Below are 18,432 nucleotides of genomic sequence, written 5' to 3'. Positions count from 1 at the left end.
GCTACAGCTGCTCCATGACGCGGATGGTTTCGAGCACGGCGGAAGCCGCCTCCACGCCCTTGTTGCCTGCCTTGGAACCGGCGCGCTCGATGGCCTGCTCCAGGTTGTCGCAGGTGAGCACGCCGAAGCCCACGGGCAGACCCGTTTCCAGGCCGACCTGGGCCAGCCCCTTGATGCACTCCCCGGCCACGAAGTCGAAGTGGGGGGTGGCCCCGCGGATGACCGCGCCGAGGCAGACGATGCCGTCGTACTTGCCGCTCTTGGCCAGCTTGCGCACGACCACGGGCATCTCGAACGCGCCGGGCAGGCGCACCAGGGTGATGTCCTCCCGGTCCATGCCGTGGCGCACGAGGTAGTCCACGGCCCCGGAGATGAGGCGGTCCACGATGAAGTCGTTGAAGCGGGCGGCCACCAGGGCGAGTTTCACGCCCTTGGCTTCGAGGCGGCCCTCGATCGTCTTGATGTGAGGCATTCTATCCTCCGAAAAAAGGTTTTATCAGCTGTTGGCCTTGCTTGCGGCGTCGTCGTCAAGATGCAGCATGTGGCCCATCTTGTCCTTCTTGGTGCGCAGGTAGTCCATGTTGTAGGCGCAGGCCCCGGTCTCGATGGGCACGCGCTCCACGACCTCCAGTCCGTAGCCTTCCAGGCCGACCATCTTCTTGGGGTTGTTGGTCATCAGGCGCATCTTGGAAACGCCCAGGGCCACGAGGATCTGGGCTCCGGTGCCGTAGTCGCGCAGGTCCGGGGCGAAACCGAGGCGCTGGTTGGCCTCCACGGTGTCCAGGCCCTCGTCCTGCAGGTGGTAGGCGCGGATCTTGTTGCCCAGGCCGATGCCCCGGCCCTCCTGGCGCATGTAGAGCACCACGCCCTGGCCCTCGCGCTCGATCATGCACATGGCGTCCGCGAGCTGGTTGCCGCAGTCGCAGCGCATGGACCCGAATACGTCGCCCGTGAGGCACTCGGAGTGCACGCGTACGAGCACGGGCTGCGTGGGGTCGATCTTGCCCTTGATCAGGGCGATGTGCGTCTTGTTGTCGGCCTCGGAATGGAAGGCCGCGGTGCGGAAATGGCCGTAGCGCGTGGGCAGCTCGGCCTCGGCGGTCTTGGTCACGGTGCCGCCGCCGAAGCGCATGCGGTAGGCGATGAGATCCTTGACCGCGCAGATCTTCAGGCCGTGCTTCTCGGCGAACGGCTCCAGATCCTTCATCCGGGCCATGGACCCGTCGTCGTTCATGATCTCGCAGATCACGCCCGCGGGCTTCATGCCCGCCAGGTTGGAGAGGTCCACGCTGCCCTCGGTCTGGCCGGCGCGCACCAGGGTGCCCCCTTCGCGCGCGCGCAGCGGGAAGACGTGGCCCGGCGTGACGATGTCCGTAGGACGCACGGCGTCGTCCACGGCGGTGAGAATGGTGTGGGCGCGGTCGAACGCGCTGATGCCCGTGGTCACGCCTTCGGCGGCCTCGATGGAGAGGGTGAAGTTCGTGCCGAACTGGGACTTGTTGGACTGGGTCATGAGCGGCAGCTCAAGCCGGTCCACCAGATTGGGGGCCATGGCCAGGCAGATCAGGCCCCGGCCTTCCTTGGCCATGAAATTGATGATTTCGGGAGTGACCATCTCTGCGGCGCAGACAAGATCCCCCTCGTTTTCGCGGTCCTCGTCGTCGACCATGATGACCATGCGACCGGCGCGAATTTCCTCAATGGCTTCTTCTATGGTACAAAGCGGCATTGTCTTTCCTCGCAAACGATTTGCCCGGCGGCGAACGCAACGCTTGCGCCTCCGCCACCGGGAACCCCGTTTCATACCCTAAAGCAACGTTTAAGTTAAGCGGGAATTGTTGGACTGATAAATACAAACATTGCAGATAATTAAGCACAAAAGAAGCTCCGCCGCGTCAAAACGGCCCTGCGATTGCATCGCATTTCGTTTCGCAAACAGCTTCCGGAGGTCCCCCACCCATGTTTCGCAGCAGTTCCTCCCTGGCAACGACTGCCGCCGCCCTGCTTCTTCTTGCCGGGTGCGTCGCGCTCGCGGCCTGGCCCGGAGTTCTGAGTTCAACAAATTTGTCCAGCGGATCCCTGGCCGGTTGGCTTTTTGCCGTCGGATGCGTCGTTCTCGGCGCTCTTTTGCTCGCGCTGGCCCTTCTGCGCGCAGGGCAGGAACGCAGACGCCTGCGCGCGCTCGCAGCCTGGGCCGCGGCGCAAGCCGACAAAGACACTGCCGCAAGTGACGATTTTGCAGACTTTGACATCCTCGCCACCTGGATTCCACAAATTCGTAACCTCGCGGACGAAGTTTCCGCCTTGCGGACGCGCAGTGCGGAACTGGAAGACAAGCTCCAGCAGGAACACCGCAAGGCGCAGGATGCGCGCGGCGAAGCCCACGAAGCGCGCGATCGAGCCGTTCTCCAGCGCGAGCATGGCCTGGCGTCCACGGCCGAGACGTTGGGCGGAGCCGTGGAGGGCATTGAAAAGGCCACGGAAATGCTCCAGATCGCCGCGGCCAGGGCCGGAGACGGCGCCGAAGAGCAGCGCGGCAGGCTGGCCTCGGCCGCCTCGGCCACGGACCAGATGAATTCCACGGTGCTCGAGGTGGCCCGCAGCGCGGACCAGGCCTCGGAGGCCGCTGGCCAGGCGCGCGAACGCGCCGCGCACGGCTCCAAGGTCGTGGACCGCACCGTGCAGGGCATTCTGGCCGTCTCAAGCCATGCGGACGAACTTTCGGAAATGGTATCGGAACTCGGCAGGCAGGCCGACTCCATCAACGACATCATGGGCCTGATCTCGGACATCGCGGACCAGACCAACCTGCTGGCGCTGAACGCGGCCATCGAGGCGGCGCGGGCTGGCGACGCCGGGCGCGGGTTCGCCGTGGTGGCGGACGAAGTCCGCAAGCTGGCCGAGAAGACCATGTCCGCCACCAGCGAGGTGCACCGCACCGTGGACGCCATCCAGGGCGGGGTCACCAAGGCGCGGGCGGGCATGGTGGAAACTTCCCGGCTCGTGGACGACGCCGTGGGCCTGGCCCGCGAATCCAGGCAATCCCTGGACGAGATCGTGTCCCTTTCGGAAAGCAGCTCCAGCCGGGTGCAGTCCATCGCCGTGGCCGCGGACCAGCAGTCCAAGGCCAGCGACGAGATCAACCGGACCATCATGGACGTGAGCCGCATCGCCTCGGAAACGAGCGGGGAAATGGCCAAGGCCGGGGAGGCCGTCGCTGTCCTGGCCAATCAGGTCCGGGAACTGGCCGTAATCAACCAGGTTTTCGAACTGGTGGGCAGCGGAGCGCCGCGCGAGGTCGTCCAGGCCCTGGCCGAAAACCCGGAGATGCTTTCCCTGCGCCGCGAGCGCCAGGAGGCGACCATGCGCCGGGCCATGGAGCGTCACTCCTTCCTGGAGCTGCTCTACGCAACGGACGCCAAGGGCGTTCAGACCGTCAGCAACATTTCCCGCCCGGAACACGCCACCAACGCGGATGCCCGCGCCTACGGCAAGGACTGGTTTGCGCGCCCCTGGTTCACCGGAGCCATGGAATCAGGCGCGTTCTTCCTTTCGAGCGTCTACGTCTCCGAGACTTCGGGCGAGGAATGCATCACGGTGTCCATCCCCATGCGCGACGCGGCCGGGAAGATACTCGGCGTGGTGGCTGCGGATGTGCGTGTCGGCAACTAGTGCACGGGAAGATTTGAAGACGGGCTGACGAGAGAAGACGCGGTCCGCGCCCCTGCCCAGGCCCCGGACGCCTCTACGCCAGCAGGTGCGCGAGCTGGCGCAGATCCGCGCCGGTCAGCGGACGGCCCAGAAAGACGGACACGCCGCGGGCCGCCAGCTCTGCGCGGGGCAGCGCCAGTTCGCCGGAGTGCAGCAGCGCGACGGGCACGGCGCTCCCTTGCAGGGCGTCGAGCATCTCGACCAGGTCGCATCCCGCCAAGTCGTCCCCCAGCAGCACGAGATCAAAGGGTTCGCCCCTGGCCGCTGCGGCTTGCAGTTCCCGCAGAACCGCCGGGCCTTCGGAAACATCCTGCGTGCTCCCGCCCCAGGCCGCTATGCGTTCCGAAACGGCCCTGCGCAGGGTCTTGTTGGTTTCGGCGAAAAGAACCCGCCGCCCGGAAAAGTCCGGCGCGTCGCTCCCGCCCCGCAATTCCGCAAGCTCCAGGACCAGCCGAATGCGGAACAGGCTGCCCCCGCCCGGCGCGGCCTCCGCACGGATATCCCCGCCCATGAGCTGCACCAGCTCGCGGCAGATGGCCAGTCCGAGACCGGTGCCGCCGAACTTTCGCGTGGTGGACGAGTCCGCCTGCACGAAGCTCTCGAAGATGGATTCCCGCAGCTTGTCCGGAATGCCGATGCCCGTGTCCCGCACGGACAGGACCAAAGCGCCGGGGCGTGCGTCCTCCGGGTCGCGCTCCAGGGCCAGCTCGACCTCGCCCTCGGAGGTGAACTTGATCGCGTTGCCCACGAGATTGGCGAGCACCTGCCGCAGCCGGGTGGGGTCGCCCTTGAGCCTGGGGGGAACATCCGGGGCGACCCGGCAGACCAGTTCCAGTCCCTTTTCCCGAACCTGGGCCGTGTAGGCCTTGCAGACCCCGTCCAGCAGGTCGTTCACCTCGAAATCGACCTGTTCCAGCACCAGCTGTCCGGATTCGACCTTGGAAAGGTCGAGAATGTCGTTGATCAGCTTGAGCAGGGTTTCGCCGGACCCCACAAGTATCTTGACGAAACGTTGCTGTTCCTCGTCGAGCTTGGTTTCGCGCAGGAGATCGGCCATGCCCAGAACCGTGTTCATGGGCGTGCGGATCTCGTGGCTCATGTTCGCCAGGAAGGCGCTCTTGAAAGCCGTGGACTGCTCGGCCTGTTCCTTGGCCTGCCGCAATTCCTCCACGGTGCGCTCCAGGGCGTCGTTCTGGCGGTCATACTCCTCGGTGCGCTCCGCGACCTTGCGCTCCAGGGTCCGGCTGTATTCCTCCAGCTGCTCCTTGGCTCTCTGCAGGCTGTCGCGGAGCACCTCCGCGCCCTGCCGCGAGGCCAGCAAATTGGAGATCATCACATTGAAGGCGTCGGCCAGGACGCGCAGCTCGTTGCGGCCCGGCGTGTCCACCTCCACCCTGTGCTGCTCCAGGGTGTCGAGGTTCACGCCGGACACGGCCTCGGTCAGCTCGGCCAGAGGCCGCGAAAGGTAGCGCCGGCTGAACCAGAGAAAGATGATCCAGAGGGCTGCGGCCTTGATCACCGAGTTGATGGCTATGAAAACCATGCTGAACCAGAGCTGGCTGAGCACCACGGAAGGGGAGGACCGCAGGGTCAGCATTCCTATGGCGAACCGGTCGCGCTCCTCGGCGTAGACGATGGGCATGCGCACGGTCAGCCCCTGGATTTCGGGTTCGACCTGGGGATTTCCCTGCTCGCTGAATCCGCCGTAGGCGCTGCCCGCACGGATTTCTCCGGCCGAAAAATCACCCTGGAATTCCGTCTGGACAAGCACGCCTTCCACCGCGGGATCCTGGACCATGCCCAGGAGCATGGAGCGGACCTGCTCCTGGTCCACGTTGTAGATGGCCGTGGCCAGACCAGGGCTGAAGGTGCGTTCCATGGAGGCCAGTCGCCGGACCACGGCATCCCTGGTGTTCAGGTACTCCGCATACATGTGCACCGCTGTCAGCGCCACGGTGATGAGCACGTAGATGGAAAAGACCATCACCAGCAGCCGCGTGGCGATGGAATCCTTGATGGGTACCGTGGAGGCGGCCCTGTTCACTCGCCCTCTCCGGCAAAGTCGTAGTGCGGCAGCGGCTGGTTCCACTTGGCGAAAATGCGCTGCAGTTCCCCGCTCTCGTAGAGACGCCGCATGCCCCGGTCGTAGAGGTCCATGACCTTGGCTCCGCGTTCGCTGATGGCGAACACCGGCATGTATTGCCGGCTGCCCACAGGCTCGATGCGGAACTCGCTCATGTCGAATTGGAGCGTGGTCTTGGAAAGGGAATCGCGGATGAAGCTCTCGTCGTCCACGTAGAAGTCGGCCCGGCCGAGCACGACCATGCCCAGAGCCGCAGCCCCGGACTTGACCTCCTTGACGCGGAAGGGAACCTGGAAATTGCGGATGTCGTAATAGCCGATGCGCCAGACGACCGTGCTGCCGAGCATGCTCTGCTGGCCCTTCCAGTCCGGAAAGCGCACCCGGCTGAAGAAGACGTGGAACTGATTTTCGTACATGGCGTTTTTCGCCAGCACCAGCGGCGGCTCCACCCGGTCGTGGCAGGTCATGAAGTCTGCGCGGCCCTCGCGCACGAGGTCATAGGCCCGCTCGGAAGGCACGTACTGCCGCACGACCTTGATGCCGTAGAGCGCGAAAAGCTTTCCGAGAATCTCGTGGTAAAGCCCGGTGCCGTCACGGTTGGTGAATCCCTCCCAGGAGGGGCCGACCACGACGACCTCGTCGATTCCGTCCGCACCTGCCCAGGTTGGAGTCGCGCACGCCAAAATCAGTAATGCGGCAAGAAATCTGCTCATCCGTTCCCCTCTACTTCATGCCCCCGCACGACGTGAGCGTTCGCTTTTCGAGCAGAGAGTATGCCATGCGCAACGGACTGTCGCAAGCGGCAATGCAAACGACGAGGTCGGATACTCTTTTTTTATGCCTGAGAAAACAGGATATGGTGAGGGAAAACAGGACGACCGGACGGGGAGCGTCGCGGCAAGGCGGAAAAAGTCGTTCCCGGCGCGGTCAGAACCCATGCCTGCGCAGGAAGTCCTCGCTGAGTCCGGAAGCGGCTTCCGGCTTGCCCGTGCCCGAATTCCCGCCCGCGTAGGCTCCGAGCATGCGCTGGACATAGCGGCCGATGATGTCGGTCTCCATGTTGGCCTGGTAGCCGGGCGTCCAGCGCGCAATGGTCGTCTCGTCCTGGGTGGCGGGGATGATGTTCACGCTGAGCCAGTCCGGGCCGCAGCGGTTCACGGTCAGGCTGATGCCGTCCAGGGCCACGGAGCCCTTGTCCACCACGAGCGGCCCGAACTGCGCGGGAAACTTGAGGCGGTATTCCCTGGACTGGCCCGCGGGGCTCACGGACTCCACCGAGGCCAGGCAGTCCACATGGCCGCTGACCATATGGCCGCCGAGCCTGTCGCCCAGGGCCAGGGCGCGTTCGAGGTTGACCAGTCCCCCGGTCCGCAGCGCGCCGAGGTTGGTCACGCCCAGGGTCTCGCGGCTGGCATAGGCTGTGAACCAGCCCTGCCCGAAGGTTTCCACGGTCAGGCAGACGCCGTTCACGGCAATGGATTCGCCCTTGACGATCTCGCGAAGGTCGAAGCGCGCGCGGATGCGGAAGCGGGTTTCCCCGCCGCGCGCCTCGGCGGCCTCGATGGTTCCGACGCCCTGCACCAGTCCTGTGAACATTTCCGCTCCCGTGGAAAACCCCTCGCGGTTCGGGGGAAAGCGCCTTTCGGCGGCCAAACCGCGAGGGTACTCCCTAACGTCTAGAGTTGCGCCCGCCGTGCGGCGTCAAGGGTTTTGGCGTAGTCCTCCTCCGTATGGGCGAAGGAGGTGAACGCGCATTCGAACCCGCTCGGCGCGAGGTTCACGCCCGCCTGGCGCATCTGTCCGTAAAAACTCGCATAGGCCTTCCCGTCCGCCTTGGAGGCGCTGGGGAAGTCGGTGACCGGCCCTTCGGCCAAAAAGAGCGTGAAGATGGAGGCGATGTGGTTCAGGGTCGCGGGCAGGCCCTTGGACTCGATGATGGCCTTGAGCTCGGTGGCGAAGGCCAGGGTCCGGGCCTCCAATGCCGCGTAGTCCTGCCTGGCCAGCTCCCGCAGGGTGGCCAGCCCGGCGGCCATGGCCACGGGGTTTCCGGAAAGGGTTCCGGCCTGATAGACGTCGCCGCAGGGCGCGATGCGCTCCATGATCTCCCGCTTGCCGCCGTAGCAGCCCACGGGGAAGCCGCCGCCGATGATCTTGCCCAGGCAGGTCAGGTCCGGGGTGATGCCGAAGCGCTTCTGCGCGCCGCCGAGGTCCACGCGAAAGCCCGTGATGACCTCGTCGAACACCAGCAGGGCGCCGAACTCGTCGCAGAGCGCGCGCAGCCCCTCGTGCCAGCCCTCGCCCGGAAGCACGCAGCCCATGTTGCCGGCCACGGGTTCCACGAAGATGGCCGCCACCTCGCCGGGATTGTCCTCGAAGAGGCGTCGGACAGCCGGGAGGTCGTTGTAATGCGCGAGCAGGGTTCCGGCCACGAAGCTTTCGGGCACGCCGGGCGTGCCGGGAATGGAAAGCGTGGCCACGCCGGACCCGGCCGAGGCCAGGAAGCAGTCGCTGTGGCCGTGGTAGCCGCCGTGGAACTTGATGATCTTGTCCCGGCCCGTATAGGCGCGGGCAAGGCGCAGGGCGCTCATGGTCGCCTCGGTGCCGGAGTTGACCATGCGGACCATGTCCACCGAGGGCAGAATCTCGCAGAGCAGTTCGGCCAGATCCACCTCGGCCTCGCAGGGCGCGCCGAAGCTGGCTCCGGCCTCGACGGCCTTGATGGCGGCCTCTTCCACCGCGGGGTGGGCGTGGCCCAGGAGCATGGGCCCCCAGCTCATGACGTAGTCCACCAGTTCCTTGCCGTCGGCGGTCCACATCCTGGACCCCTTGGCGCGGGCCACGAAGATCGGGTCGCACCCGACGCTGCGGCAGGCGCGCACAGGGCTGTTCACCCCGCCGGGCAGGACGTTGACGGCGCGTTCGAAAAGGCTCTTGGAATCAGTCATCGCTCGGTTTCTCCCATTTGAAATAACGCATGGAGCTCTTCTTCAGCTCCTTGATGCTGTTGACCATCGTGTACTCCGTGATGCCCGTGATCGCGGACAGCTCCGCGGCGGTCCTGGCGCAGTCGCCGGGATTCTTGCCGTGCATCATGGTGTAGAAATCGTACTGCCATTCCGGATAGGTCCGGCGGCGGTAGACGTGGCTGATCTCGGGACGGGACGAGAACAGCTTGCCCAGCTCGTCCGGATCGCGGTCGCCCGCTTTCCAGGCCACCATGGCGTTGTGGCCGTAGCCCGCCTTCTGGTGGCGCAGGGTCGCGCCGAAGCGGCGGGCGACGCCCTCGTCCTTGAGCCTGCGGAGCAGCTCCACCACCTCGGACTCCTCCACGCCCACGGCGTCGGCGATATCCTTGAAGGGCGCGGCTCCCCGGCCGAGATCACCCCCGGCCAGAGCCAATATCCGTTGTTCGGTTTCCGTGAATTGCGGTCTGGACATGCAGCTCTCCTTACCCGCTTGCCGCCCGCGATGCAACAGCCCGCGCCGCCTTTCGAACGCGGGCGAACGCCGTGCACGGAACGCGCCGCACTTGCGCGCCCTTTCACAGCGAGGTATGCTCGCCGGATGAACACCGAAAACAGCACTGCAAAACGCGTTACCGTCCTCGGCGCCGGAGCCTGGGGAACGACCCTGGCCGACATGCTCGCCCGCAACGGCGTGCCCACCACGCTCTGGGTCCGCGAGACCGACCTTGCCGAGCGCATGCGCGCCGAGCTGGTCAACGACGTGTTTCTGCCGGGCGTCGCGCTCAGCCCCGCCCTGAACGTGGAGAGCGACCCGGCCACGGCCCTGCGCGGCGCGGACGTGTACCTGCTGGTGGTGCCGAGCCAGTTCACCCGCTCGACCCTGGCCGCGTTCCACGACCTCTTTCCGCAGCATCCGGTCATCGTCTGCGCCAGCAAGGGCATCGAGCTGGACAGCCTCGCGCCCATGTCCCGCGTGGTGGCCGAAACCCTTGAGGACAAGGCCCCGCGCTACGCCTCCCTTTCCGGCCCGTCCTTCGCGGCCGAGGTCTGCCGCGACATGCCCACCTCCGTGGCCCTGGGCTGCGCGGACCTGGACCTGGCCCGCGAGCTGCGCGAGCTGTTTTCCACCCCCTTTTTCCGCGTCTATTCCACCCCGGACTTCCGCGGCGTGGAGCTGGGCGGCGCGGTCAAGAACGTCATCGCCCTTGCTGCGGGCATGTCCGACGGCCTCGGCTTCGGCCACGACGCCCGCGCCGCGCTGATCACCAGGGGACTCGCCGAGATGAGCCGCCTGGGCGCGGCCATGGGCGCGCAGGAGCGCACGTTCATGGGCCTTTCCGGCATGGGCGACCTCGTGCTGACCTGCACGGGCGACCTCTCCCGCAACCGCCAGGTGGGCCTGAAGATCGGCCAGGGACGCAAGCTGGACGAGATCATCGGCGAGATGAAGGCCGTGGCCGAAGGCGTCAAGACCGCCGCCTCGCTGCACGCGCTGGCCAAAAAGCTGGGCGTGGAGCTGCCCATCACCGAGCAGGTCCACCGGATTCTCTATGAAGACGTGGAGCCGCGCGCAGCCGTGACGGAACTGATGAGCCGCGCGCTCAAGGACGAATAGCGCTCGACCCGGCATACTTTATAAAATCGCGTCAGTATGGTATGATTCTTGTCGGGAGAGGCCGGATTCGGCCTTTCACGAGGGGAAAACCATGACTTACGACGCAGCAGGACGCCCAGTGCGGGACGTTGCGCCCCTTCAGCAAACAATCCGCTGTTTCGGGGCCGCGGTTCTCCTGCTGTCGCTGTTCCTGCCGGTCCCGGCCTGCCCGGCTGCGGCCCAGGACGCCGAAAACCCGCCCCCAGACTCGGCCGCCCCCCTTGTCCTCGGCGTGGTCAACATCCACTACCCGCCCTTCTTCGTTTTCCGCGGCGACCGGGTTTCCGGCCTTTGCATCGAACGCCTGGACCGCGCCCTGGCCCTGCTCGGCCTGCGCGCCGAGTACCGCCCCCTGCCCTGGAACCGCATCCTGGACCTGGCCCGCAGCGGAGAGATCGACGGCGTGGCCGGGCTGCTGTGGAACCAGGAACGCCAGGAATTTCTGGAATACGTGAATGTGCCCCTGGCCAAGCAATACGACCGGCTCTTCACCCGCAAGGGGCAGAATCCGTTCTGGGACGGCACCCTGGAAAGCCTGGCCGGAGTGCCCATCTCCACGGTGCTCGGCTACTCCTACGGCCAGGAGTTCGACAGCGCGAGCTTTCTCGACAAACACCCTTCCATCAACGACGCCCGCATGGTCCGCATGGTCCTGGAGGGACGCTACCCTCTGGGAATCGGCCCGGCCAGCGTGGTCCGCTCCCATGCCCGGACCCTGAACATGGAAGACCGGCTCGTGTTCCTGGATCCTCCCGTGGCCGAGAACCCCTTGTTTCTGGCCCTTTCCCGCAAGGCCGGACGCAGCGCCCTGCTCCCGGCGCTGTTCCGGGCGCTGCGCCGCGTTTCGGACCCGGATTCGGGCCTGGATTCGGGCCTGGATTCGGGGAGGGATTCCACGGAACTCCCCGCGACTCCCTGAACGCCCTTTTCAAGACTCCCCCGGCAGGAAGCCCGACCCGGCTTCCCCTTGCACGGTTCCCATGCTAGCCTGTCCGAGTCGGCCGGTTTTTCCCGTCCGCAGGAGGATACATGAGCACGGTACTCGTCACTGGAGCGACCGGATACGTGGGCGGCAGGCTCGCGCCGCTCCTGCTGGAACGCGGCCACCACGTCCGCGCGGCGGCCCGCTCGCTGGGCAAGCTGCGGGCGCGGCATTGGAGCGGGCATGAACGCTGCGCCCTGGTCCAGGCCGACGTCTTCGACCCGCAGAGTCTGAAGGACGCCCTGGCGGGCTGCGACGCGGCCTATTACCTCGTGCATTCCATGGGCGCGGCAGGGCAGGATTTCGCCGAGCGCGACCGGGTCGCCGCGCAGAACTTCCTGGAGGCCGCCGAGGCCGCCGGAGTGGAGCGCATCATCTACCTGGGCGGGCTGGGCGACGACTCCCCGGACCTCAGCCACCACCTGCAATCGCGGGCCGAGGTGGGACGCATCCTGCAAAGCGGGACGCCCAGGACGACATGGCTCCGGGCGGCCGTGATCCTCGGCTCCGGCAGCGCCTCCTTCGAAATCATCCGCTACCTCGTGGACCGTCTGCCCGTGATGATAACGCCCCGCTGGGTGAACACGCCCTGCCAGCCCATCGCCATTTCCGACGTGCTCGCCTACCTCGCGGGCTGCCTGGAAAACCCGGCCACCGCCGGGCTGACCCTGGACATCGGCGGCCCGGAACAGCTGAGCTACCGCGAACTGTTCCGCATCTACGCCGAGGAGGCCGGGCTTCGTCCCCGGCTGATCCTGGCAGTGCCCGTGCTCACGCCCACGCTCTCGGCCCACTGGGTCAACCTGATCACTCCCGTGCCGCGCAGCCTGGTCACTCCGCTCATCGAAGGGCTGCGCAACAAGGTGCTCTGCAAGGACGAGCGCATCCTGGATCTCGTGCCCATCGCCCGGACCACCTGCCGCCAGGCCCTGCGGGAGGCGCTGAACCGGCTGGCCATGCAGACCGTGGAAACCTGCTGCTTCGACGCGGGCAATGCCTGCGCCCCGGAGTGGTCCGCCTGCCACGACGCGCCCTTTGCCGGAGGCGACACCCTGGAATCGTCCTGGAGCGTGCGCCTGGGCTGCGGGCCGGAACAGGCCTGGAAACCCGTGGCCCGCATCGGAGGCGACACGGGCTGGTATTTCGGCGACGGGCTCTGGGCCTTGCGCGGATTCTTCGACAAGATCATCGGCGGGCCGGGCCTGCGGCGCGGCAGGAGGCACCCCGTGGAGATCCGCGAGGGAGACGCCCTGGATTTCTGGCGCGTTGCCGACGTGGCCGAGAACGAACGCCTGCTGCTCGTGGCCGAGATGAAGCTGCCGGGCGAGGCCCTGCTGGAATTCCGGCTGCGGCCCGCGAACGCGGAAGAAAACGGCACGGACGCCGCGCAGACCGCCACGGACCTGGAGATGCGCGCCCGCTTCCTGCCGCGCGGACTGGCCGGGCTGCTCTATTGGTGGTCCATGTATCCCTTCCATGTGCTGATTTTCAGGAACATGCTCCGCAATCTGGCCAGGGCGGCCCAGGCCCCCGTGCTCGACGGCCCGACCCCGCTGCCCCCGGCCTCCCGGCGGGGCGGAAAGAACAAGACGGCCGGACGCGAATGAGCGGACTGCGGCAAGGCTTCACCACGGGCACGGCCGCGGCGGCGGCGGCCAAGGCCGCCCTGCTGCTTCTGCTGGAAGGGCGGAATGTGCCGGAAGTGGACACCCCCCTGCCCCGGAGCGCGGCGGTTTCCGGCGATTGCCGCCCGGAAGCGCGGCTGCGGGTGCCCATTGCCCGCGGCCATCTGGAAGACGGCGGGGCGCGGGCCGTGGTCATCAAGGACGCGGGGGACGACCCCGACGTGACCCACGGCGCGGAAATTCACGCCCTGGCGCATTTTTTCCCGGCTGAAACTCCGCTTCGCGTGGAGCTGGACGGCGGGCGCGGCGTGGGCCGGGCGACTCTGCCAGGACTGGCCGCGGCCGTGGGCGAAGCCGCCATCAATCCCGGCCCGCGCGAGCAGATCGAAAGCGCTGCCCGCGAGGCACTGGGCGACCGAAGCGGAGTGGCCCGCGTGCGCATCGAGGTGCCGGAGGGCGAGCGGCTGGCGGCAAAAACCCTCAATCCGCGCCTCGGCATCGTCGGGGGCATCTCCATCCTCGGCTCCCACGGCATTGTCCGCCCCTTCAGCCACGACGCCTGGGCGGCCTCCGTGACCCAGGCCCTGAGCGTGGCCCGCGCCGAAGGCCGCGACATGGCCGTGTTCACCACGGGCCGCAAGAGCGAGCGGCTCTACCTCGATCTTTACCCGGACACGCCGGAGCGCTGCCTTGTCCAGGCCGCGGACTTCTTCGGCCACGCCTGCCGCACCGCCTCGGAAAAGGGATTTCGCCGCATCGGCTGGTCCCTGTTCTTCGGCAAGCTGGTCAAGCAGGCCCAGGGGTTCGACAACACCCACGCGCGGCAGGCAGAAATCGATTTTTCGCTGCTGGCGCACTGGTGCGCCGAGGCCGGAGCCCCGCCGGAACTCGCCCGCGCGACCGCCGCCGCGAACACGGCCCGCCAGGTGCTCGGCCTGCTCCAGTCCGCGGGCGAAGACGCGGCCCTGCAAACGCTGCTGCGCGCCCTGACAGCGCGCGCCGGGGCCGAGGTGCGCCGCCGTGCGCCCAAGGCCGAACCCCACTTCGCGGTTTTCGACTTCAACGGCTCCGTTCTGCTCGCAACAGGGCGGGATTAGCGCCGGATCCGCTCCCGCAGACCCCGCGAATCCGAAAAGGACCGTCACCCCCTTCCCTACCGTGCCGCTTCACGGTACAAGGCCCCCATGCTCGGCCACAACGCCATACACGTCATCGGGATGCGCCCCGGCTCCCTGGAGCTGGGACCGCGCGAATGGTCCATCCTGGAGCGCGCCCAGGTCATCGCCGGAGGCAAGCGCCTGCTGGCCGCCTGCGCCCTGGCGTCCACCCCGGAGCGGCCCATCCGCCCCGAACGGCAGATTCCCATTGCCGGCCCGCTGGACGAGGTGGTCCGGCGCATCAAGCGCGAAGCGCACAAGCGCGTGGCCGTGCTCGCGGACGGCGACCCGCTCTTTTTCGGGTTCGGCAGGATGCTCGTGGACGCCTTCGGCCCGGACAGGGTCGTGGTCCATCCCAACGTGACCACCATGCAGCTCGCGGCCTCGCGCCTGCACCTGCCCTGGCATGAGATCGAAACCGTATCCCTGCACGGTCGGGACGACTTCACCCCGCTCTACGCCGCCATTTCCCGCTCGGAAAAGGTCACGGTCTACACGGACCACGTGCACGGGCCGTCCAGCATTGCCGAGGCGCTGCTCAAGCGCGGAGCCGAAGGCTTCACCCTGACCGTGATGGAAGACCTGGACACCCCCCAGGAGCGCATCCGCAGACTTACGCCCGAACAGGCCTGGGACGCGGAATTCTCGCCCCTGAACGTGGTCCTGCTGGAACGCTGCCACCCGGCGGAAACGCCGCTGCATCTGGGCGTTCCCGACCATCTGTACATGCATGAGAAGAACCTGATCACCAAGCAGGCCGTGCGCGCCACAGGACTGGGGCTGCTGGGCGTCGCCCCCGGACACACGGTCTGGGATCTCGGCGCGGGCTGCGGCTCCGTGGCCATCGAAGCCTCCCACCTGGCGGACCACGGACTGGTCTTCGCCGTGGAAAAGAACCGGCGGCGCGCGGGCATGATCCGCGAGAACGTGCGCCGCTTCAGCGCCTGGCTGGTGGAAGTGGTCCGGGGCGAGGCTCCGGCCTGCCTGGAGAACCTGCCCGAACCGGACCGCATCTTCATCGGCGGCGGGCTCGGCCCGGACTCCGGCGACGGCGACTCCCTTCTGGACACGGCCTGCGCCCGGCTCAAGCGCGGCGGGCGGCTGGTGATCCACTGCATCCTGCTCGAATCGCTGCTGCGGGCCAAGGCCAGCCTGGAAAAGCGGGGCTGGCCCTTCGGCGCCACCCAGATCATGGCCTCCACCACGGACCCGCTCGCCGGCGACCTGCGCTTCAAGGCGCAGAACCCGGTCTTCATTCTCTGGGCGGAGAAGCCCTGAGCGACCACCGGGCCGCACCTGCGGTCCGTCGAAATATCCCGCAGGGCGGGACACGGCCCGGCACCGGGGGGGCAATTCCGGGAGACGGGGTCCGAGCCGGCCTGTCCGCGCATCTTCAAACGCGGCTGTTGGGGGGAATGATGAACAAGGTGTTTTTCGTGGGCGCCGGACCGGGCGATCCCGATCTGATCACGGTCAAGGGGCGCGACCTGATTCTGCGCGCCGACCTCATACTCTACGCGGGCTCGCTGGTTCCGCGAACGCTGGTGGAACAGGCGCGGCCCGACGCCCAGGTCGTGGATTCCTCGGCCCTGGATCTGCAACAGACCCACGAGCTGCTGCGCGCCTGCGTGCGCGCCGGAGGGCTCGCCGTGCGGCTGCACACGGGCGACCCTTCGCTCTACGGCGCGACCCGCGAACAGATGGAAATGCTCGAAGCGGACAACATTCCCTACGACATCGTTCCCGGAGTGACCGCCGCGTTCGCGGCCGCTGCCGAGGCGCGGCGCTCCTTCACCGTGCCGGAGCAGACCCAGACGCTGATCATCACCCGGCGCTCCGGCCGCACTCCCGTGCCGGAGTCCGAGACGCTGCACGCGCTGGCCTCGCACCACGCGGCCATGGCCATCTATCTTTCCGCAGGCGATCCCGAAGGCCTGGAACGCGAGCTGCTCGTGGGCGGCATGGACCCGGCCACGCCCTGCGCCCTGGGCCACAAGATCGGCTGGCCCGGCGGCGAGACCGTGCACTGCGAGCTGCGCGACCTGGCGGCCACGGCCAGGGAATACGGCTTCACCCGGCAAACGGTGTTTCTGATCCTGCCCGGCGAACTGGGCGCGGGCGCGAAGTCCAAGCTCTACGACGCGGGGTTCGCGCACATGTACCGCGACGCCAAAACCGAGAGCGAGGAGTAGCCATGCGCGAATTGAGCATCCGCACCGGCGAACGCGAACAGATGATCGACATCGGCGGCGAGCTGCGCGGCTTGATCCGCGAGCAAGGCTGGAGCGACGGCGCGCTGCTCGTCTACTGTCCGCATACCACGGGGGCGGTCACGGTCAACGAGGGAGCCGACCCGGACGTGGTCCGGGACATGCTGGTCAACATGCGCAGGCTCGTGCCGCATCGCGGCGACTACCGCCACGCTGAAGGCAATTCCGACGCGCACATCAAATCCAGCCTGTTCGGCTGCGATCAGCTCGTCATCGTCGAGGGGGGCGAGCTGAAGCTCGGCACGTGGCAGAAGGTCTATTTCTGCGAGTTCGATGGTCCGCGTACGCGCACGCTCTGGGTGCAGTTCCTGCGGACGGATGCCGAATAGGGTTCGGATCCGGCCCGGCAAGAGCACGCAAAAAAGGCGGGGCCGAAGCCCCGCCTTGCGTTTTCGCGTGCGTTCGTGGTCCGTCAGCGCTGGATGCGTCTGCGCAGGCCGATCAGGCCGAGAAGGCCGGAGCCGAGCAGCCAGACCGCGCCCGGAATCGGGGTGGCCGTGCTGATGTTGTCCACGGCGTAGCCGTCGTTGCCCGCGTCGTGGAAGGTCACGCTGCTGATCAGGCTGTCGCTGCTGAAGGCGAAGTAGTTCAGCGTGCCGTTCTTCTGCGCGCCCACGAGGTCGAAGAGGTTCACGTTCACGTCTCCGCCGGCGGTGCTGAAGGTCAGCACGGTCTGCCCGCCCAGATCCTGCACGTCCGTGCCGTAGAATCCGAAGGCGCTCACCGGATTGGTGAAGGTCAGGGTGAAGGTGTTCTTGCCGCTGGTGCTTCCGGGCGTGCCGTTGCTCCAGTAGTTCAGGTCCGGACCCACGGAGAACTCGCCGGTCCCGGCCTGGGGAGTGGTGTTGTCGCCCACGTAGCCGCCGCCGGTCAGCGTGCCCACGGACAAGGCCAGGGGGCCTTGGTCATTCGCGTTGAAGCCGGAAAAATTCTCGGTGGTCACGGTGGAATACCCGCTGAAGAAGGACGCTTCCAGGTTCGCGGCGTCGGCTGCTCCGGTGGCCCAGGACGGGGTGATCACGCTGGCGGAGGCGGCGTTGCCGAGTCCCAGGGTCGCCAGGCCCGCGACAAGCAGGGCCAGGGCCATATGTTGAATCGTTCTGATGGACATGGTCGCCTCCAATGAATTGACGTTTATTGCGTTAAGGCTCTGTTGAACCTTATCGACATAATAAACATTATCATTAGAGGTGACATACGGTGAAAGTATGAATTCTTCTCATACTAAAGTATGAGATCGGCCCGCGGCCATAAAAAAGGGCGGGGCCGAGGCCCCGCCCTTCAGCGTGGTCGATGGTCCGTCTAACGGCTCATGCGGCGGTAGCCGAGCAGGCCGAGCAGGCCTGTGCCGAGCAGCCAGACCGCGCCCGGAACGGGCGTGTTCATGGCGGAGACGTTGTCGATGCCGTACTGGTCCTGGACGTTGCTGAAGGTGATGCCGGAAATAAGCTTGTCGCCCACGAAGCCGAAGTAGATGGGCACGCCGGCGCCCACGGCGGAGGTGAAGCCGTTGCCCAGATCGAAGGTTTCCACGGAGCCGTCCGCGTAGGACAGCGTCACGTTGAACGACTTGGTGGTGTCAAAGCCGGTGACGTAAAAGCCCACGGCCTCGTAGTCCCCGCCGCCGGAAGGGGTGCCCAGGGAGAAGCTGAAGTTGCGGCTCACGGAACCATTGAAATTACTGGTGAAATAGTTGCTTCCGGAAGTGGCGAACATGCCCCCGGCGGGGGTGTCGGATACGGTGCCGTATCCGCTGAAGGGTCCGACTTCACTGCCGAAGATGGTCACGCTCGACCCTGCTGCGAGCGTGTCGAAAGTTTCGGTCTGGTTCACGTAGAAATGCGTGAGCATATCCGATTCAAGCGTGGCCGCGTCGCCGCCGATGCCGTAGCTGATGACGGTAGCCGAAGCCGAAGCCGCGAAGAGCAGCATCAGCAGTCCCAAGCCAACGATGGTCATGATCTGCTTTCTCATGGACATATCC

At 66.7% G+C, this 18,432-nt stretch carries 18 protein-coding genes; 8 read left to right on the top strand and 10 right to left on the bottom strand.

Annotated elements, in window-relative coordinates; all coding sequences use genetic code 11:
• Position 1: 1 nt before the first annotated feature.
• The 3 genes from ribH to G452_RS21645 form a co-directional block, all read right to left on the bottom strand.
• Entirely contained in the window at positions 2–472 is a 471-nt protein-coding gene (gene ribH / locus G452_RS0105290) for a 6,7-dimethyl-8-ribityllumazine synthase (protein WP_022661225.1), read from the bottom strand.
• Between the two features lie 24 nt (positions 473–496).
• Positions 497–1,729, bottom strand: coding sequence for a bifunctional 3,4-dihydroxy-2-butanone-4-phosphate synthase/GTP cyclohydrolase II (locus G452_RS0105285; protein WP_022661224.1), 1,233 nt, complete (start codon positions 1,727–1,729; stop codon positions 497–499).
• A 326-nt stretch (positions 1,730–2,055) separates the two neighbouring features.
• The gene (locus tag G452_RS21645; protein WP_162141275.1) at positions 2,056–2,421 is read right to left on the bottom strand and encodes a hypothetical protein; all 366 of its coding nucleotides are present in this window, start codon (positions 2,419–2,421) and stop codon (positions 2,056–2,058) included.
• A 36-nt stretch (positions 2,422–2,457) separates the two neighbouring features.
• On the opposite strand from G452_RS21645, the gene G452_RS18170 reads away from it, so the two are divergent.
• A complete protein-coding gene (locus G452_RS18170; RefSeq protein WP_162141274.1) occupies positions 2,458–3,672 on the top strand; it encodes a methyl-accepting chemotaxis protein in 1,215 nt (404 codons plus the stop codon).
• A gap of 73 nt (positions 3,673–3,745) precedes the next feature.
• Here the strand turns inward: G452_RS18170 and G452_RS20445 are convergent, their stop codons facing one another.
• The 5 genes from G452_RS20445 to ahbB form a co-directional block, all read right to left on the bottom strand.
• A complete protein-coding gene (locus G452_RS20445) occupies positions 3,746–5,755 on the bottom strand; it encodes an ATP-binding protein (protein ID WP_022661222.1) in 2,010 nt (669 codons plus the stop codon).
• On the bottom strand, positions 5,752–6,507 hold the full coding sequence (locus G452_RS18160) for a substrate-binding periplasmic protein (protein WP_081650498.1): 756 nt from the start codon (positions 6,505–6,507) through the stop codon (positions 5,752–5,754). Before G452_RS18160 ends, G452_RS20445 begins: the two co-directional genes overlap by 4 nt.
• 214 nt (positions 6,508–6,721) lie before the next feature.
• Positions 6,722–7,390: a riboflavin synthase gene (locus G452_RS0105265; RefSeq protein WP_027189028.1), complete on the bottom strand. Its 669-nt coding sequence runs from the start codon at positions 7,388–7,390 to the stop codon at positions 6,722–6,724.
• A gap of 80 nt (positions 7,391–7,470) precedes the next feature.
• Positions 7,471–8,739, bottom strand: coding sequence for a glutamate-1-semialdehyde 2,1-aminomutase (hemL, locus tag G452_RS0105260; protein ID WP_022661219.1), 1,269 nt, complete (start codon positions 8,737–8,739; stop codon positions 7,471–7,473).
• Complete coding sequence (gene ahbB / locus G452_RS0105255) at positions 8,732–9,232, bottom strand: siroheme decarboxylase subunit beta (RefSeq protein ID WP_022661218.1); 501 nt, start codon at positions 9,230–9,232, stop codon at positions 8,732–8,734. The genes hemL and ahbB overlap by 8 nt, the downstream gene beginning before the upstream one ends.
• Before the next feature lie 126 nt (positions 9,233–9,358).
• Between ahbB and G452_RS0105250 the strand changes: the two genes are divergently transcribed.
• From G452_RS0105250 to G452_RS0105220, 7 genes are all read left to right on the top strand, one after another.
• Positions 9,359–10,375, top strand: coding sequence for an NAD(P)H-dependent glycerol-3-phosphate dehydrogenase (locus G452_RS0105250; RefSeq protein ID WP_022661217.1), 1,017 nt, complete (start codon positions 9,359–9,361; stop codon positions 10,373–10,375).
• A gap of 91 nt (positions 10,376–10,466) precedes the next feature.
• The gene (locus G452_RS0105245; protein WP_081650497.1) at positions 10,467–11,333 is read left to right on the top strand and encodes a substrate-binding periplasmic protein; all 867 of its coding nucleotides are present in this window, start codon (positions 10,467–10,469) and stop codon (positions 11,331–11,333) included.
• Between the two features lie 110 nt (positions 11,334–11,443).
• Positions 11,444–13,003 carry an SDR family oxidoreductase gene (locus G452_RS0105240; RefSeq protein WP_022661215.1) on the top strand — a complete coding sequence of 520 codons (1,560 nt, stop codon included), beginning with the start codon at positions 11,444–11,446 and terminating at the stop codon, positions 13,001–13,003.
• Entirely contained in the window at positions 13,000–14,118 is a 1,119-nt protein-coding gene (gene cbiD / locus G452_RS0105235; protein WP_022661214.1) for a cobalt-precorrin-5B (C(1))-methyltransferase CbiD, read from the top strand. Before G452_RS0105240 ends, cbiD begins: the two co-directional genes overlap by 4 nt.
• Before the next feature lie 87 nt (positions 14,119–14,205).
• The gene (locus G452_RS0105230) at positions 14,206–15,456 is read left to right on the top strand and encodes a bifunctional cobalt-precorrin-7 (C(5))-methyltransferase/cobalt-precorrin-6B (C(15))-methyltransferase (protein WP_022661213.1); all 1,251 of its coding nucleotides are present in this window, start codon (positions 14,206–14,208) and stop codon (positions 15,454–15,456) included.
• A gap of 140 nt (positions 15,457–15,596) precedes the next feature.
• Positions 15,597–16,370 carry a precorrin-4 C(11)-methyltransferase gene (gene cobM, locus G452_RS0105225; RefSeq protein ID WP_022661212.1) on the top strand — a complete coding sequence of 258 codons (774 nt, stop codon included), beginning with the start codon at positions 15,597–15,599 and terminating at the stop codon, positions 16,368–16,370.
• Between the two features lie 2 nt (positions 16,371–16,372).
• Complete coding sequence (locus tag G452_RS0105220) at positions 16,373–16,777, top strand: secondary thiamine-phosphate synthase enzyme YjbQ (RefSeq protein ID WP_022661211.1); 405 nt, start codon at positions 16,373–16,375, stop codon at positions 16,775–16,777.
• Between the two features lie 83 nt (positions 16,778–16,860).
• Here G452_RS0105220 and G452_RS0105215 read toward each other — a convergent pair whose 3' ends face one another.
• Both G452_RS0105215 and G452_RS0105210 read right to left on the bottom strand, forming a co-directional pair.
• The gene (locus G452_RS0105215; RefSeq protein WP_155887561.1) at positions 16,861–17,559 is read right to left on the bottom strand and encodes a hypothetical protein; all 699 of its coding nucleotides are present in this window, start codon (positions 17,557–17,559) and stop codon (positions 16,861–16,863) included.
• 191 nt (positions 17,560–17,750) lie between these two features.
• Positions 17,751–18,422 carry a hypothetical protein gene (locus tag G452_RS0105210; RefSeq protein WP_155887559.1) on the bottom strand — a complete coding sequence of 224 codons (672 nt, stop codon included), beginning with the start codon at positions 18,420–18,422 and terminating at the stop codon, positions 17,751–17,753.
• Between the last annotated feature and the right edge of the window lie 10 nt (positions 18,423–18,432).

The organism is Paucidesulfovibrio longus DSM 6739 (assembly GCF_000420485.1).
Lineage (GTDB): Bacteria > Desulfobacterota > Desulfovibrionia > Desulfovibrionales > Desulfovibrionaceae > Paucidesulfovibrio > Paucidesulfovibrio longus.
Note: the sequence above shows the minus strand (reverse complement) of the source record. Positions and strands in the feature narration are given on the sequence as shown.

Bases quoted from the DNA above. Each gene is read 5' to 3' on its own strand.
- G452_RS0105210 (WP_155887559.1), bottom strand. From the start codon at position 18,422: ATGAGAAAGCAGATCATGACCATCGTTGGCTTGGGACTGCTGATGCTG.
- hemL (WP_022661219.1), bottom strand. From the start codon at position 8,739: ATGACTGATTCCAAGAGCCTTTTCGAACGCGCCGTCAACGTCCTGCCC.
- G452_RS0105245 (WP_081650497.1), top strand. From the start codon at position 10,467: ATGACTTACGACGCAGCAGGACGCCCAGTGCGGGACGTTGCGCCCCTT.
- ribH (WP_022661225.1), bottom strand. From the start codon at position 472: ATGCCTCACATCAAGACGATCGAGGGCCGCCTCGAAGCCAAGGGCGTG.
- G452_RS0105215 (WP_155887561.1), bottom strand. From the start codon at position 17,559: ATGTCCATCAGAACGATTCAACATATGGCCCTGGCCCTGCTTGTCGCG.
- ahbB (WP_022661218.1), bottom strand. From the start codon at position 9,232: ATGTCCAGACCGCAATTCACGGAAACCGAACAACGGATATTGGCTCTG.
- G452_RS0105220 (WP_022661211.1), top strand. From the start codon at position 16,373: ATGCGCGAATTGAGCATCCGCACCGGCGAACGCGAACAGATGATCGAC.
- G452_RS0105285 (WP_022661224.1), bottom strand. From the start codon at position 1,729: ATGCCGCTTTGTACCATAGAAGAAGCCATTGAGGAAATTCGCGCCGGT.
- G452_RS0105230 (WP_022661213.1), top strand. From the start codon at position 14,206: ATGCTCGGCCACAACGCCATACACGTCATCGGGATGCGCCCCGGCTCC.
- G452_RS0105240 (WP_022661215.1), top strand. From the start codon at position 11,444: ATGAGCACGGTACTCGTCACTGGAGCGACCGGATACGTGGGCGGCAGG.
- G452_RS0105250 (WP_022661217.1), top strand. From the start codon at position 9,359: ATGAACACCGAAAACAGCACTGCAAAACGCGTTACCGTCCTCGGCGCC.
- G452_RS18160 (WP_081650498.1), bottom strand. From the start codon at position 6,507: ATGAGCAGATTTCTTGCCGCATTACTGATTTTGGCGTGCGCGACTCCA.
- cobM (WP_022661212.1), top strand. From the start codon at position 15,597: ATGAACAAGGTGTTTTTCGTGGGCGCCGGACCGGGCGATCCCGATCTG.
- G452_RS21645 (WP_162141275.1), bottom strand. From the start codon at position 2,421: ATGCTCGCGCTGGAGAACGGCTCGATCGCGCGCTTCGTGGGCTTCGCC.
- G452_RS0105265 (WP_027189028.1), bottom strand. From the start codon at position 7,390: ATGTTCACAGGACTGGTGCAGGGCGTCGGAACCATCGAGGCCGCCGAG.
- cbiD (WP_022661214.1), top strand. From the start codon at position 13,000: ATGAGCGGACTGCGGCAAGGCTTCACCACGGGCACGGCCGCGGCGGCG.